The organism is Cutibacterium sp. LaCa_255 (genome assembly GCF_057458005.1).
On record NZ_CP190956.1, the window covers coordinates 1,132,223 to 1,147,754 of the forward strand.

The window sequence follows — 15,532 nt, forward strand, 5'->3', positions numbered from 1 at the left end:
TCGTGGGCCACCGGTAGCCTGAGGGACATGGCAGTGAGCACATACGTGGCGGCCCCCGACCGCTACGACACCATGGAGTATCGACGTTGCGGGACCAGCGGTTTGCTGCTGCCTGCCATCTCCCTGGGCCTGTGGCACAACTTCGGAGACCTTCACCCAGGGTCTACCCAGCGTGCCGTGCTGCGTCGTGCCTTCGACCGTGGCATCACCCACTTCGATCTCGCCAACAACTACGGTCCGCCCTACGGTCAGGCGGAGATCAACTTCGGCCGCATCTTGGCCACCGACTTCAAGCCCTACCGTGACGAGCTCATCATCAGTTCCAAGGCCGGTTACGACATGTGGCCTGGCCCCTACGGGCAGGGAGGCGGCTCCCGCAAGTACCTCATCGCCTCCTGCGACCAGTCCCTCAGGCGCTTGGGCCTGGACTACGTCGACATCTTCTACTCCCACCGCTTCGACCCGGGCACCCCGCTCGAGGAGACCATGGGATCCCTCGACCGGATCGTCCGCTCCGGACGCGCCCTCTACGTCGGCATCTCCTCCTACGATCCGGAGCAGACCGAGAAGGCAGCCGCCATCGCCCGCGACCTCGGCACCCCGCTTCTCATCCACCAGCCGCGCTACAACATGTTTGACCGCTGGATTGAGGATGGTCTCGTCGACACCTGTGAGCAGGAGGGGATGGGCATCATCTGCTTCTCCCCGTTGGCCCAGGGAATCCTCACCGACAAGTACCTCAGAGGCGTTCCGGCCCAGTCCCGGGCTGGCATGGGCGCGGTTTCCCTGCGTCCCGAGCAGATCGACGACGCCACCCGCGCCGCCGTCTCGGCCCTCAACGCGATCGCCAAGGACCGCGACCAAACCCTCGCCCAGATGGCTCTGTCGTGGATCCTGCGGGATTCCCGCATCACCAGCGTCCTCGTCGGTGCCTCCTCGGTGCCGCAACTGGACTCCGACCTTGACGCGCTGGGAGCGACACCGTTCACCGACGACGAGAGGGTGAACATCGAGTCGGTGCTCGCTGATCACGCCTGCTGAGACAACTTCAGCCCGGGTCGTGCTACACTCCTAGCGACGCCCTTTAATGGCGATCCCGTGAGGTCGCGAAGGTCGTGCCAACAGGCGGCTGCGCATGTGCGCGTCGCCCGGTGTGCTCCACCCTCGCACCCGCGGTGTCCAGCGGTAGGAGCCTGTTATGCAACTCACCCAGTCATCCGGCCAAGTCACCGTTCTCGACTCCAAGGCTTTGGAGCGGGCGCTGACGAGAATCTGTTACGAAATCGTCGAGCGCAATGAGGGGCTCGACCAGTTGGTCATCGTCGGTATTCGCACCCGTGGCGCATACCTGGCGCAGCGAATGGCCGCCAAGCTGTCCTCCCTGAGCGATGTGGATGTTCCCGTCAGCGAGCTGGACATCACCTTGTACCGGGACGACCTTGATCCCAATGAGCACCGCGAGCGCCCGCAGAACCCGGTGCTCTCCGGCAACAACGTCCCGAGGGACCTGGCCGGCAAGACGGTCGTCCTCGTCGACGACGTCCTCTTCACCGGTCGCACCGTGCGGGCTGCCCTTGACGCCCTGCTCGACACTGGCCGTCCCGACCGCATCCTGCTGGCTGTCATGGTTGATCGCGGTCACCGCGAGCTGCCGGTCCGTGCCGATTTCGTCGGGAAGAACATCCCCACCTCTCTGGGCGAGGCTGTTGACGTCCGCGTCACCGAAGTCGATGGCGAGGACGCCGTCACCATTCGAAAGGTGGCATCCCGATGAGTGCTGAGGTCGTTGACGAGTTCGACGTCGACTACTCCGGACGTCACTTCCTGTCCGTGGAGGACATGTCCAATGACGACGTCATGAAGATCATCGATCGCGGACGTCAGTTCAAGGCCGGCGAGGCCCCGCACGTCGGGCCTGGGCACGTTGCCATCAACATGTTCTTCGAGAACTCCACCCGAACCATGACGAGCTTCCAGATGGCCGAGCACCGCCTGGGTATGAAGGTCCTCGACTTTGATCCGGGACACTCCAGCGTCACCAAGGGGGAAAGTCTCTACGACTCGGTGCGCACGGTCGACGCCATCGGTGCCGAGGTGGCCGTCATCCGCCACTCCACCAACCATTACTACGACTACCTGTTGTCGACCGGGATGCTCGGTCTGTCGGTCGTCAATGGTGGCGACGGTTCCGGCCAGCACCCCAGCCAGTGCATGCTCGATCTCATGACCATCGCCGAGGAGTTCGGTCACGTCGATGGCCTGACGGTCGCCATCAGTGGGGACATCGCCCACTCGCGAGTGGCTCGTTCCGATGCCCAGATCCTTGCCCGTCTTGGTGCCAATGTCGTCTTCACCGGCCCGCGCGAGTGGATGGACCACGACGTCACCAGGCTTGGCACGATGGCCACCCTCGACGAGATCATCTCCGACGTCGACGTCACCATGATGCTGCGAGTCCAGCACGAGAGGTTCGACGCCGGCCCAGACTTCTCCGCCACCGACTACCTGCAGGCCTTCGGACTCACCGACGAACGGGCGAAGCGGATGAAGCCGAACGCGATCATCATGCACCCGGCTCCGGTGAACCGAGGATGTGAGATCTCCGGTCACCTCGTGGAGGCCCCCTCGTCTCGTATCTTTGAGCAGATGGGGAACGGAGTCATGGTGCGAATGGCCATTCTGGAACAGGTGCTGCAGGCCAGGGAGACGAAGTGAGCCGAAGGGTCCTCCTCACCGGGTTGACCATGCTGGAGGGAGCCACCCCGGTTCCCTCCCAGCTCCTCGTCCACGATGACCGAATTGAAGCCATTTCACGAGGTCGTCGCAATGCCCTCGACGGAGCCGACGCCGAGGTCATCGACCTGGGCGGGGCTCTCGTGACTCCCGGCATGGTGGACCTGCACGTCCATCTGCGCGAGCCGGGACAGGAGCACAAGGAGACCATTGCCTCGGGCACTGCCGCCGCAGCCCGCGGCGGGTGGACGACGATCTGCGCGATGCCGAACACCGTGCCCGACCCGCACACCACTGAGCTCATGGCCGACCTCAAGCGCAGGATCAAGGAGTCAGCGATGGTGCGAGTGCGGCCCATCGCTCCCATCACCGTCGGGCTGACGAGTACCGATCTGGTCGACGTCGATGCCCTGACCCAGGCCGGGGCCGTGGCCTTCTCCAATGATGGCAAGGGCGTCCAGCTGGCCGGAACGATGTACGACGCCATGCGCGCTGCCGCCGCGGCGGACCGTCCCATCGCTGCCCATGCCGAGGACGAGTCCCTGGTGCGTGGCGGGGTCATCAATGACGGACGCCGGGCCCGCGAACTCGACCTGCCGCCCATGACCCGTCTCACCGAGACCGTCCAGGTGGCCCGAGACGTCATGATCGCAGAAGCCACCGGGGCCCACTACCACCTGTGCCATGCCTCGACCAGGCAGTCGATTCGCACCCTGCGTCGTGGCCGGGAGGACGGTGCGCGGGTCACCGGCGAGGCAGCACCCCATCACCTGCTGCTGGCTGACGAGGACATTCCTGGCGACGACGGGTTCTACAAGATGAATCCACCGCTGCGCACTCGGGATGACGTCGACGCCATGGTCGAGGGGCTGTGTGACGGCACCTTGACCTGCATCGCCACGGACAATGCCCCGCACGCCGGCGCTGAGAAGGACTGTTCCTTCCGCAATGCCGCCTTCGGGGTCATCACGAATGAGCACACCTTCGCCCTGCTGTACACGAACTTCGTGCTGAACCGTCGATTCCGCCTGGACCAGTTGGTCGACTGGCTCACCGTTGGGCCTGCGGACACGTTCGGGCTGGCCGATGCCGGACGACTGCGAGTGGGTGGACCGGCCGATCTGGCCGCCTTCGACCTGCAGACCCAGACGACGATCATCCCCGAGGAGGGTGCCGGCATGGGACGCAACACCCCATTTGCCGGTCGTCCCGTCCTCGGTGACTGCGTGCTGACGATGGTCGGTGGCCGGACGGTGCACCGTCGAGGACAGCAGATCGGCAAGACTGATGACCACGAGATGGGAGACCCGCGATGAGCAGACGCACCCTGTTGTTAGCCGATGGGACGAGTTACGAGGGGGAGGCCTTCGGGGCTGACCTCGAGGTGAGGGCCGAGGTCGTTTTCACCACTGGGATGACCGGTTATCAGGAGACCCTCACCGACCAGTCCTACAACGGACAGATCGTCACCTTCACCTACCCCCTCATCGGAAACTGCGGCATCAACCGCGACGACATGGAGTCCCTCTTCCCGACGACTGCCGGGGTCATCTGCCGAGAGGTGCCGCGACTGGCCAGCAACTGGCGCAACCGACGCAGCCTCGACGAGTTCCTCACCACCCATGGCATTCCAGGCCTGGCTGGTATCGACACTCGTGCCCTGGTGCGACGACTGCGTAACGAGGGGGTCATGAAGGGGGTCCTGCTGGGCCCGGGCGCCGATCTCGACGCCGAGCTGGAGAAACTGCGCGACACCCAGCTTCCCACCGACCAGATCGCCCAGGTTTCCACCCGCACCGCCTATCCGTCGCCCCTGGGTGGACGCAGTGTGGTGCTCCTCGACTTCGGCCTCAAGCACTCCATCCTGCGCGAGCTCGGCAAGCGGGGATGCGCCGTCACCGTGGTGCCCTGGAACATCTCGGCCGACCGGGTGCGTGCCCTGGCCCCGGACGGCATCATGTTGTCTAACGGCCCCGGCGACCCGAAGTCGATCCCACAGGTCCAGGACGTGGTGCGTGAGCTCCAGGAGGACTATCCGGTCTTCGGTATCTGTATGGGCCACCAGATCTTCGCCCTGGCCAACGGAGCCGACACCTACAAGTTGTCCTTCGGACACCGTGGTTTCAACCACCCGGTGCGTGAACTGTCCACCGGACGGATCGACTTCACCAGCCAGAACCACGGATACGCCGTCGATCCCGACTCAGTGGCCGGGACGGAGTTGGAGATCACCCACATCGAGATCAATGACGAGACGGTCATGGGTGTGCGTCACACCCGTCTCGGGTCCTTCTCGGTGCAGTACCACCCCGACGCGGCCGCCGGGCCGCACGACGCAGCCCACGTCTTCGACGACTTCGTGGCACTCATGGACGCCAATCACTCTGGAGGCCAGAACTGATGCCCCGCCGCACCGACCTGCATCGCATCCTCGTCATCGGATCCGGTCCGATCATCATCGGTCAGGCCGCCGAGTTCGACTACGCCGGCACCCAGGCCTGTCTGGCCCTCAAGGAGGAGGGGTACGAGGTCATCCTCGTCAACTCCAACCCAGCCACGATCATGACCGACCGCGACATCGCCGACAAGGTCTACATCGAGCCGATCACCCTGGAATTCGTCTCCTCAATCCTGCGCCGGGAACGTCCCGACGCCATCGTCCCCACCCTGGGCGGCCAGACTGGTCTCAACATGGCCACCGAATTGGCTAAGTCCGGGATCCTCGACGAGTTGGGCATCGAACTGCTGGGAACCAAGCTCTCCGCCATTGAGAAGGCGGAGGACCGTGACCTGTTCAAGCAGCTCATGGACGAGCTGAGCCAGCCGGTGCCGGCTTCCGAGATCGTCCACACCGTCGACGAGGCGGTTGAGGTGGGTAACACCATCGGTTACCCGCTCATCGTCCGTCCCGCTTACACCCTCGGCGGTACCGGCGGCGGTATCTGCCATGACGAGGCCGAACTGGTTCGCATCGTCGGGAAGGGTCTGGAACTCTCCCCGGTCACCGAGTGCTTGGTCGAGCAGTCGATCGCCGGGTACAAGGAGATCGAGTACGAGATGATGCGCGACGGCGCCGACAACACCATGGTCGTCTGCACCATGGAGAATTTCGACCCGGTTGGTGTCCACACCGGAGACTCCATCGTCTTCGCCCCCACCCAGACTCTCACCGACGTCGAGCACGAGATGTTGCGCGACGCGTCGATCGAGATAGTCCGGGCGCTGGGCATCGAGGGAGGCTGTAACGTCCAGCTCGCCCTGGACCCGGAGTCTTTCCAGTACTACGTCATCGAGGTCAACCCGCGAGTCTCGAGATCCTCGGCCCTGGCTTCCAAAGCCACTGGCTACCCGATTGCCAAGATCGCTGCGAAGATTGCCGTCGGTATGACCCTCGACGAGATCCGCAATCCGGTCACCGGGACGACCTGGTCGATGTTCGAGCCCATGCTCGACTACGTCGTCGCCAAGATTCCGCGCTGGCCCTTCGACAAGTTCGCCCGGGCTGATCGTCGTCTCGGCACTCAGATGAAGGCCACCGGCGAGGTCATGGCTCTGGGGCGCACCATCGAGGAATCCCTGCTCAAGGCAGTGCGCTCCCTGGAGATCGGCGTCGACCACATTGCTCTGCGTGATGTCGCGGACCTACCTGACGACATCCTCGAGGAACGCCTGCTGCACGCCCGTGACGACCGTCTCTTCTGCTTGGCCGAGGCGATCCGCCGCGGTCGCACTGTGCACGAACTCCACGAGCAGACCAAGATCGACGTCTTCTTCCTCGACAAGATCGCCCACATCCTCGAGATCGAGGAGAGGCTGCGGGCCTGCCCTGATGATCCGGAGACTCTCTGGATCGCCAAGCGCAACGGCTTCTCCGATCCGGCCATTGCCCACTTCTGGGGAAGGACCGCCGATGAGGTACGCAACCGTCGAGTCGAGACCGGTATCAAGCCGGTCTACAAGATGGTCGACACCTGCGCCGGCGAGTTCGACTCCTCGACCCCGTACTTCTACTCGACCTACGAGATGGAGAACGAGTCGGTGAAGTCGAATCGCCCCAGCATCCTGGTGCTGGGTTCCGGGCCGATCCGCATTGGTCAGGGCATCGAGTTCGACTACGCCACCGTGCACTCGGTCAAGGCCATCCAGGCCGCCGGGTATGAGGCGATCATCATGAACTCCAACCCGGAGACGGTGTCCACCGACTTCTCCATCTCCGACAAGCTGTACTTCGAGCCTCTTACCATTGAGGACGTCATGAACGTCATCGACCTCGAGCAGCCGGAGGGGGTCATCGTCCAGTTCGGTGGCCAGACGGCCATCAATCTTGCGGGCCCGCTGGAGGCTGCCGGGGTGCCGATTCTGGGCACCCAGCTTGCCGACCTCGACCGCGCCGAGGACCGTGAGGGATTCGAGTCCCTGCTTGCGGAGCTGGGGATCCCACAGGCTCCTGGTGGTACCGCCCGGTCCACCGAGGAGGCTCTGGTGGTCGCCGAGGAGCTCGGGTACCCGGTACTGGTGCGTCCTTCCTACGTCATTGGTGGTCGCGCCATGGCCATCGTGACGAGCGCCGAGGAGCTCAGGCGGTACATGCGCGACGCCGTCCACGCCAGCCCCGACAAGCCGGTGCTGGTGGACCGTTACCTCAACGGTCTTGAGTGCGAGGTCGATGCCATCTGTGACGGCACCGACGTCCTCATCCCCGGCATCATGGAGCACATCGAGCGTGCGGGCGTACACTCCGGAGACTCGATGGCCGTCTACCCGCCGCAGCGGATGGGCCAGCGGGTCACAGATCGCATCGTCGAGGTGACGACGGAGCTGGCCCTGGGACTGAACACCAAGGGCATCCTCAACATCCAGTTCGTCATCGCCAAGGACCCCTCGAGCGGTGCGGACACGGTCTACGTCATCGAGGCCAACCCTCGTGCCTCGCGCACCGTTCCCTTCCTGTCCAAGGTCACCGGGGTGTCGATGGCCGAGGTGGCCACCCGGATCATCCTCGGGGAGAAGCTCTCGGACCTCGATCTGCAACCTGGACTGCTGCCGGTCTCCACGCGCATCCACGTCAAGTCTCCGGTGTTCAGCTTCTCCAAGCTCGACCTGGTCGACTCCCACCTGGGACCGGAGATGAAGTCGACCGGTGAGGTCATGGGTTCTGACGACACCGTCGAGAAGGCGTTGTACAAGGTCTTCGAGGCCGCAAGTCTGCACGTCCCCGAATACGGCAAGATCCTCATCACGGTGGCCGACGACGCCAAACCCGAGGCTCTCACCCTGGCCCGTCGCTTCGACCGGATTGGATTCCAGCTCGTCGGCACCAAGGGCACCGCGCGGTTCTTCGACGAGGGTGGCCTGAGGATCGACGTGGCCGAGAAGATCGGGTCGGGGGAGGCTGGTTCCACCGAGTCCGTCCTCGACCTCATCAGTCGCAACGGCTGTGACGCCGTCATCAACGTCATGGGCAACGGCCAGGGCACCATCATCGACGGAAAGCAGATCCGTCGTGAGGCCATCGCCCGGGGCATCCCGCTGTTCACCTCCCTCGATACCGCCGCAGCGATCTGCCGGGTGATGGAGTCGCGAGCCTTCTCGACGGAGTCGATCTGATGAGCGGGGCCACGGGGCAGCGTCCGGCCCCTCAGATGATGGAACTGACCGATCGCCAGGAGATTGCCCGCGGGGTGTACTCGGTGCGGCTCATCCCTGACGGGCCGATGCCGAGGGCCGTCCCGGGAACCTTCCTCGACCTGCTGCCCGGTGGGTTGCACGTGCTGCGTCGGCCACTGTCCATAGCTGACGCGGACGAGGAGGGATACACCCTCATCTTCAGGGTGGTCGGACGGGGAACCGACGAGCTGTCGCGGGTGCCTCTCGGGGCAAGGATGGATGTCCTCGGCCCGCTGGGACACGGATTTGCCCTCGACTCCGTGCAGTCTGGACAACGGGCCCTGCTCGTTGGTGGAGGTGTGGGCATCCCGCCGCTGTACCTGCTCGGTCGTCGCCTCGTGGAGCGTGGCGTCCAGGTGCAGTTCCGACTGGGATTCCGGGGCCGCAACGACATCTTCTGGGCTGATGAATTCTCCCAGCTGGGCGAGGTGCTCATCTCCACCGATGACGGGTCGGTGGGGACGAGGGGGACCGTCGCCCAGATCGCCGAGACTGACGCAGCGCGACGGTTCATCCCCGACATCGTGCAAGCCTGTGGGCCCATCCCGATGCTGAAGTGGGTGAAGTCGGCCCTGGCTCCGACGGTGCGCACTCAGCTCTCCCTGGAGGAGAGGATGGCCTGCGCGGTGGGTGCCTGCTACGCCTGTGTCATCGGGGACGCAGGGGACCCCGATCATCAGTTCCGGGTGTGTTACGACGGCCCGGTGTTCGAGGCCGAGGAGGTCGTGCTGTGAACAGGTTGGCCGTCTCGCTGCCGGGCTTGGAGCTCAAGAATCCGATCATGCCCGCCAGCGGGTGTTTTGGCTTCGGTTCCGAGTATGCCCAGTACTACGACCTGTCAGTGCTGGGATCGATCATGATCAAGGCGACCACCGTTGAGCCGCGTCCCGGCAATCCGGTTCCTCGGGTCGCCGAGACCCCCGGCGGGATGCTCAATGCCATCGGTCTGCAGAATCCGGGTCTCGACGTCGTCATGGCCGAGAAGCTGCCGTGGCTGGCCGAGCGCTTCCCGGACCTGCCGATCATTGCCAATGTCGCCGGGTACACTACCGAGGACTACGTCACGGTTTCTGAGGTCATCTCGACCGCTCCGAACGTGGCAGCCCTGGAGATCAACATCTCCTGCCCCAACGTCAAGCGCGGAGGAATCACCTTCGGCACCAATGCGACCGCCGCCCACGACCTGACGAAAGCCGTCGTCGCGGCCGCCAACGTGCCGGTTTACGTCAAACTGTCTCCCAACGTCACTGACATCACTGAGATCGCCAGAGCGGTCGCTGACGCCGGGGCCGACGGCCTGACCCTCATCAACACCCTCACCGGGATGAGGATCAACCTGGGATGGCGAAAACCCGTCATCGCCAACGGCACGGGCGGGCTCTCCGGGCCAGCCGTCCTTCCCATCGCAGTGCGCATGATCGACGCCGTCACCCGGGTTGTCGACATCCCGGTCATCGGGATGGGTGGGGTGATGACCAGCGCCGATGTCCTGGAACTCATGATGGCTGGGGCCTCGGCGGTCGCCGTCGGTACCGCCAACTTCACCGATCCGGTGGCATGTCCCAAGATCATCGACGGCCTTGAGCCGCTCATGGACGACCTGCACATCCCCAGCCTCGAGGACCTCCGCACCGAGGTCCGTCGGTCTCGCTGATCATCGACCACCATCAAGGAGTACACATGGACACCAGCCGTCCGATCATCGCCCTCGACCTTCCCGGCGCCGAGGCTGCCCTCGACTTCGTCGCGAAGTTCGACGAGAGCCTCTTCGTCAAGGTGGGGATGGAACTGTTCTACGCGGCAGGTCCGAGTGTCATCACCAGCCTCAAGGATGCCGGGCACGATGTTTTCTGCGACCTCAAACTCCACGACATCCCCAACACCGTCAAGGGCGCGGCCGTAAGCCTGTCCCGGCTGGGAGCAGATCTGCTGACCGTCCACGCTGCGGGCGGAAAGGCCATGATGGAGGCAGCTCTGGAGGGCCTCGGGGATGCGGCCGAGACCACTCGTGTCATCGCCATCACCCAGCTCACCTCGACCTCCCCAGAAGCGCTCAAGACCGAGCAGCTCATCGAGGTGCCGCTGGCCGAATCGGTGCGTAACTACGCCAAACTTGCCCAGTCGGCCGGTCTGGCCGGTGTCGTCTGCTCGGCCCATGAGGCCGCCGACATCGCCTCGGTGACGGGTCCGGACTTCCTGCGTGTCACCCCCGGTATCCGTCCGGCAGGCGCCGCAGTGGGGGACCAGTCCCGGGTTGCCACCCCTGGCAACGCCGCCTCGATGGGCTCCTCGGCCATCGTGGTGGGCCGTCCCATCACCAAGGCCGACGACCCGGTCGCGGCCTATCACGCCATCCGCGACGAATGGAATGCCGGACGCACGGCAGCCTGACGACAACACCACCTGGAGGAAGACCGTCATGACCGTCACCAACAAGGAGATCGCCCAGCAATTCGCCGAGCGTCTGCTCGACATCGAAGCTGTCTCGCTGTCCCCGGATGCCCCGTTCACCTGGGCCTCCGGCCTGCACTCACCGATCTACTGCGACAACCGCGTTACCCTCTCGGACCCACAGATCCGTGACCTCATCGCCTCGGGCCTGGCTGATCTGGTGCGCGCGAATTTCGATCAGGTCGACGTCGTCGCCGGGACCGCCACTGCTGGCATCGCCCACGCCGCGCTGGCTGCCGATCGTCTCGGAGCCCCGATGGCCTATGTCCGTTCCGCCCCTAAGGACCACGGACGCGGCAACCAGATCGAAGGACGCATCCCGGCCGGCTCCAAGGTCGTCATGGTCGAGGACCTCATCTCCACCGGCGGCTCGGTGCTCAAGGCTGCTCAGGCCGTCGAGCGAGAGGGATCGACGGTGGTCGGCGTCCTCGCCCTGTTCTCCTACCAGTTGGAGAAGGGGCATCGTGCGTTTGAGGAGGCCGGCCTGCCGCTGTACACGTTGTCGAACTACCCGACCCTCATCGAAGTGGCAGCGGAGTCCGGACGCATCACCCCGGAGCAGCTGGCCACCCTGCAGACCTGGTCCTCAGATCCGCAGGCCTGGTCCGACTCCCACTGATTCCTTTCATGTGAGCCTGTCCAGGCTGGCCTCATCGGCTCACATCGATGCCGAGAACCGGCTGGTGAGACATATTCGTGGCCTCCTCACATGGCGGGGCCATGAGCTCGTTCCTGGGGAAAGCGATCAGAGGTAGCGGCGTGCTACCTCGACGGTCTCACCAACATATCCGCCGCCGAAGAGGAAGCAGTGGACGATGAGCATGTGGAGCTGGTGCAGCCCAACTCGCTCCTGCCAACCGTCGGCCAGTGGGGACTCCTCGTCGTAGGCGGCACGAATCTCGTTGGTGAAGAGGGCACCAAAGACCGACAAGGAGGCAAGGTCCTCCTCGGCATGACCACCTTGGGCAGCAGGATCGATGAGGACGACTCCGTCGGAGGTCCACATGAGGTTCCCGGACCACATGTCACCGTGCGTACGCGCGGCAGGATCGGTCACCAGGGCGGGCTGGTCGTGGTCGAACACCCCGCTGGCCAGCCGGTCGACGAGTTTGGACATGATCGCGCGGGCGTCGGCGTCAAGGCTGTCCATGTAGGGCTCGATGCGCTGGTGTGCGTAGAACTCTCCCCATGAGTCGATGTGTTCGGAGGGCAGGCGCAGGGGAGCGCGGCCGATGTATCCGCCGTCAGGGGCGAACCCGTCGGGAGCCGCTCCCAGGTGGGATGCCCCTGCTGCGTGAGTGTGAGCCAGGCGTCGACCGAATTCCTCAGCCGCCTCACGGGTGGGACGGATCGGGGAGAGCTCGGGTTCCGTGAGCCAACCATTGCCATGGTCCAACACCTCGACGATTGCAGCTCCAGCGGGCTGAGCAGCCGCGAGCCATGTCAACCCGGCAACCTCGTAGTCGATGGCGTTCTTGTGGTGATCGGTCTTACGAAAGGTCATGTATCTCACGGTAGACGCGTAGGATGCAGCCGAAACCACCTCGTCGATCAGAATGGAGTCTCGTGTCTGCCGGTGATCACCTCATGACAGTCCATCTCGTGTCGATGGGCTGCGCCCGCAACGACGTCGATTCCGAGGAGCTTGCGGCCCGCATGGAGGCTGGCGGATTCCGTCTCGTCGACGACCCCAGCGAGGCCGAGACGGTCGTCGTCAACACCTGCGGATTCATCGAGCAGGCCAAGAAGGACTCCGTCGACACCTTGCTGGCAGCCGCAGACCTCAAGGGCCACGGGCCAACCCAGTCGGTTGTAGCGGTTGGGTGCATGGCCGAGCGCTACGGACGTGAACTGGCCGAGTCCCTCCCTGAGGCTGACGCCGTGCTGGGATTCGACGACTACGACGACATCGCCGATCGACTTCGCACCATCCTCGACGGGGGATCCATCGAGGCCCATGTTCCGCATGACCGTCGCACCCTACTCCCGATCAGCCCGGTCGACCGCAGGTCAGCCAGCTCTGGTGTGTCGATTCCCGGCCATGGTACCGCCCCTGATTTGTCGGCCACGATGGCCCCGGCTTCGGGACCGCGAGCCACCCGACGCCGTCTCGGCTCGGGACCCAGCACAGCGCTGAAGATGGCCTCGGGCTGTGATCGTCGCTGTGCCTTCTGCGCCATCCCGCGATTCCGTGGCTCCTACCTCTCCCGACCTGCCGCCGAGATCGTCGAGGAGGCACGCTGGCTGGTTGACCATGGCGTCAAGGAGGTCTTCCTCGTCAGTGAGAACTCCTCCTCCTACGGCAAGGATCTGGGGGATCTGCGCGCTTTGGAGAAGCTCCTCACCGGCCTGGATAATGTCGACGGACTGGAGTGGATTCGGGTGTCCTACCTGCAACCCGCGGAGCTTCGACCAGGGCTCGTCGACACCATGCTGGCGACCGCCAAGGTCGTGCCCTACTTCGATCTGTCCTTCCAACACGCATCAGGGCCGTTGCTGCGCCGGATGCGCCGCTTCGGTGACGCCGAGTCCTTCATTGACATCATCGAGTCCATCCGTTCGCGTTGTCCGGAAGCCGGCTTCAGATCGAACTTCATCACCGGCTTCCCCGGCGAGACCGAGGCCGATGTCGAAATCCTCGCCGATTTCCTGCAGCGGGCGCGTCTCGATGTTGCTGGCATCTTCGCCTACTCCGACGAGGAAGGCACCGAGGGAGCCACCCTCGACGGCCATGTCGACGAGGACGTGATTGCTGCACGACGCGAAGATCTCGCCGATCTCATCGACGAACTCGTCTCCCAGCGCGCCGAGGATCGTATCGGCACCCGTGGTCGGGTCATGATTGAGGAGACCAACGAAGTCATCGTCGGCAGGGCGGAGCATCAGGGCCCGGAGGTCGACGGGGTCGTGACCCTCGTCGATTCTGCCGGGGTGAGCGTCGGCGACATCGTGGATGTCGATTTCGTCGGCTCTGACGGCGTCGACCTCGTCGCGCGCCCGGTACTGACCTGAGCGTCAGTGCCACGGCATCGGCACTACCGTGGTCCCACGGCGCTGACGTCGACGGACCAATCGGGAACCATTTCGGGGCGGTGAGTCGCATCAGGCGTCGTCACGCGAGATACTGTGCCCATGGCCACGAAGAAGGACCGCTCCAGCAACATCAACGTTCCGAATGCGCTGACCCTGCTGAGAGCCGTTGCGGTTCCCGTCTTCGGATGGATGCTGTTGGCCCATGCCCATGAGGGCAGCTGGCGGACGGTGACAACGATCGTCTTCATGGTGGCGATCCTCACCGATTTCGTCGACGGCAAGATTGCCCGCAAGTACAACCTCGTCACCAACTTCGGCAAGATCGGTGACTCCATCGCTGACAAGGCACTCACCGGCATGGCCTTCATTGGTCTATCGATTCTCGGCGAGTTGCCATGGTGGATGACGATCATCATCCTGCTGCGCGAGTGGGGCATCACCGTCATGCGGATGAAGATGCTCAAGTATGAGGTGATGGCGGCCAACAAGGGCGGCAAACTCAAGACCGCGATGCAGTCCTTGGCAATCACGCTGTTCTGCCTCGGCCTGTGGCGAACCCCGACCTTCGTCGACGTCTTCGCCTGGGCCGTCATGATCATCGCCTTCCTGCTCACCGTCGTCACTGGCCTGGTGTACATCAGGGACGCCATCCAGATCCGTAACCGTGCCAAGAACGCTGAGGTCAAGCCGGTGAAGTCTCGGAAGCAGAACCTCAAGTGACCGGCGACGAAGGCGCACGTCGACTCATTGCCGAGCTGTCGGAACGCGGTCTGACGGCGGCAACCTGCGAATCCCTGACAGCAGGCCTGGTCTCGGCGACCATCACGACCGTTCCGGGGGCGTCGGCGGTCTTTCGTGGCGGTCTCGTGACCTATGCCAGCGACCTCAAGACCAAGCTCGCTGGGGTCGATGCCGGCTGGATCGCCGAGAACGGGGTCATCAATTCTATCACTGCGGCCCAAATGGCGATGGGATGTCGGAAAGCCTGCCGGGCTGACATCGGTCTGTCCTGCACCGGGGTTGCCGGGCCAGATCCCCAGGACGGTGAAGGGGCCGGAACAGTCTTCATCGGTGCGGTGTACGAGGGAGCTCCGATCGTGAAGCACCTTCAGCTGGAGGGACCACGCGAGGAGATTCGACGGGCGACGGTCCAGGCGCTTCTGGACCTCGGATGCGAGGTTTTGAGCGGTTCACAGAACTGACGACGCCCCCTCAAGAAAAAATGTGAAGAATTTCGCCGTGTGGGGAATGTTCCATTCGTCGGGAGCGTTGTCATGGATGAATCACCTAGGAGGAGACGCCCATGAAATCAGCTATGCTGCGTGAAATGCTCGGCGAGTCGCTGCGTGAACAGAGGTTCGCACAGGGCCGTACCCTGCGTGAGGTGTCTTCTGCCGCACGCGTGTCCCTCGGATACCTCTCGGAGGTCGAGCGGGGCCAGAAGGAAGCTTCCAGCGAGCTCATCCTGGCCATTTGCACCGCTTTGGATCTCCCGCAGTCCGAATTGATGCGCATCGTCAGCGACAAGATGCTCAAGAGTGAAGGCACCCCCGAGCACCGCATTACTGTTGCGGCATGAACAACACCCTGAACTTCTGACGTTTCCCGGTCCCGTTGGGGCCGGGAACTTCTGTGTTGTGGGTCTCTC

The 15,532-nt window shown here is 64.1% G+C and carries 15 protein-coding genes; 14 read left to right on the forward strand and 1 reads right to left on the reverse strand.

The features are described 5' to 3' along the window. The first annotated feature begins 27 nt into the window (after nucleotides 1-27). From mgrA to pyrE, 10 genes are all read left to right on the forward strand, one after another. On the forward strand, nucleotides 28-1,041 hold the full coding sequence (mgrA, locus tag ACP8ML_RS05050; RefSeq protein ID WP_486703050.1) for an L-glyceraldehyde 3-phosphate reductase: 1,014 nt from the start codon (nucleotides 28-30) through the stop codon (nucleotides 1,039-1,041). A 157-nt stretch (nucleotides 1,042-1,198) separates the two neighbouring features. Beyond that, nucleotides 1,199-1,774, forward strand: a complete 576-nt coding sequence (pyrR, locus tag ACP8ML_RS05055; RefSeq protein WP_016667483.1) for a bifunctional pyr operon transcriptional regulator/uracil phosphoribosyltransferase PyrR — start codon at nucleotides 1,199-1,201, stop codon at nucleotides 1,772-1,774. Then, nucleotides 1,771-2,715, forward strand: a complete 945-nt coding sequence (locus tag ACP8ML_RS05060; RefSeq protein ID WP_016667484.1) for an aspartate carbamoyltransferase catalytic subunit — start codon at nucleotides 1,771-1,773, stop codon at nucleotides 2,713-2,715. The genes pyrR and ACP8ML_RS05060 overlap by 4 nt, the downstream gene beginning before the upstream one ends. Beyond that, on the forward strand, nucleotides 2,712-4,049 hold the full coding sequence (locus tag ACP8ML_RS05065; RefSeq protein WP_065672649.1) for a dihydroorotase: 1,338 nt from the start codon (nucleotides 2,712-2,714) through the stop codon (nucleotides 4,047-4,049). The genes ACP8ML_RS05060 and ACP8ML_RS05065 overlap by 4 nt, the downstream gene beginning before the upstream one ends. After that, complete coding sequence (locus tag ACP8ML_RS05070) at nucleotides 4,046-5,134, forward strand: carbamoyl phosphate synthase small subunit (protein WP_016667486.1); 1,089 nt, start codon at nucleotides 4,046-4,048, stop codon at nucleotides 5,132-5,134. Before ACP8ML_RS05065 ends, ACP8ML_RS05070 begins: the two co-directional genes overlap by 4 nt. Then, entirely contained in the window at nucleotides 5,134-8,340 is a 3,207-nt protein-coding gene (gene carB / locus ACP8ML_RS05075; protein ID WP_117189589.1) for a carbamoyl-phosphate synthase large subunit, read from the forward strand. The genes ACP8ML_RS05070 and carB overlap by 1 nt, the downstream gene beginning before the upstream one ends. After that, complete coding sequence (locus tag ACP8ML_RS05080) at nucleotides 8,340-9,134, forward strand: dihydroorotate dehydrogenase electron transfer subunit (protein WP_065672652.1); 795 nt, start codon at nucleotides 8,340-8,342, stop codon at nucleotides 9,132-9,134. Before carB ends, ACP8ML_RS05080 begins: the two co-directional genes overlap by 1 nt. Next, entirely contained in the window at nucleotides 9,131-10,054 is a 924-nt protein-coding gene (locus ACP8ML_RS05085; RefSeq protein WP_065672653.1) for a dihydroorotate dehydrogenase, read from the forward strand. The genes ACP8ML_RS05080 and ACP8ML_RS05085 overlap by 4 nt, the downstream gene beginning before the upstream one ends. A 26-nt stretch (nucleotides 10,055-10,080) precedes the next feature. Then, nucleotides 10,081-10,791, forward strand: a complete 711-nt coding sequence (gene pyrF / locus ACP8ML_RS05090; protein ID WP_016667490.1) for an orotidine-5'-phosphate decarboxylase — start codon at nucleotides 10,081-10,083, stop codon at nucleotides 10,789-10,791. Between the two features lie 28 nt (nucleotides 10,792-10,819). Further along, nucleotides 10,820-11,470, forward strand: coding sequence for an orotate phosphoribosyltransferase (gene pyrE / locus ACP8ML_RS05095; protein WP_016667491.1), 651 nt, complete (start codon nucleotides 10,820-10,822; stop codon nucleotides 11,468-11,470). 126 nt (nucleotides 11,471-11,596) lie between these two features. Here the strand turns inward: pyrE and ACP8ML_RS05100 are convergent, their stop codons facing one another. Next, nucleotides 11,597-12,403 carry a fructosamine kinase family protein gene (locus ACP8ML_RS05100; protein ID WP_117189590.1) on the reverse strand — a complete coding sequence of 269 codons (807 nt, stop codon included), beginning with the start codon at nucleotides 12,401-12,403 and terminating at the stop codon, nucleotides 11,597-11,599. A 35-nt stretch (nucleotides 12,404-12,438) separates the two neighbouring features. Here ACP8ML_RS05100 and rimO point away from each other — a divergent pair, with 35 nt between their 5' ends. The 4 genes from rimO (at nucleotide 12,439) to ACP8ML_RS05120 (ending at nucleotide 15,463) form a co-directional block, all read left to right on the forward strand. Continuing rightward, entirely contained in the window at nucleotides 12,439-13,863 is a 1,425-nt protein-coding gene (gene rimO, locus ACP8ML_RS05105; RefSeq protein ID WP_117189624.1) for a 30S ribosomal protein S12 methylthiotransferase RimO, read from the forward strand. Nucleotides 13,864-13,983: 120 nt separating this feature from the next. Further along, a complete protein-coding gene (gene pgsA / locus ACP8ML_RS05110; RefSeq protein WP_117189591.1) occupies nucleotides 13,984-14,604 on the forward strand; it encodes a CDP-diacylglycerol--glycerol-3-phosphate 3-phosphatidyltransferase in 621 nt (206 codons plus the stop codon). Further along, nucleotides 14,601-15,086 carry a CinA family protein gene (locus ACP8ML_RS05115; protein ID WP_069101471.1) on the forward strand — a complete coding sequence of 162 codons (486 nt, stop codon included), beginning with the start codon at nucleotides 14,601-14,603 and terminating at the stop codon, nucleotides 15,084-15,086. Before pgsA ends, ACP8ML_RS05115 begins: the two co-directional genes overlap by 4 nt. 101 nt (nucleotides 15,087-15,187) lie before the next feature. Further along, nucleotides 15,188-15,463, forward strand: a complete 276-nt coding sequence (locus ACP8ML_RS05120) for a helix-turn-helix domain-containing protein (protein WP_004811583.1) — start codon at nucleotides 15,188-15,190, stop codon at nucleotides 15,461-15,463. Nucleotides 15,464-15,532: the final 69 nt, after the last annotated feature.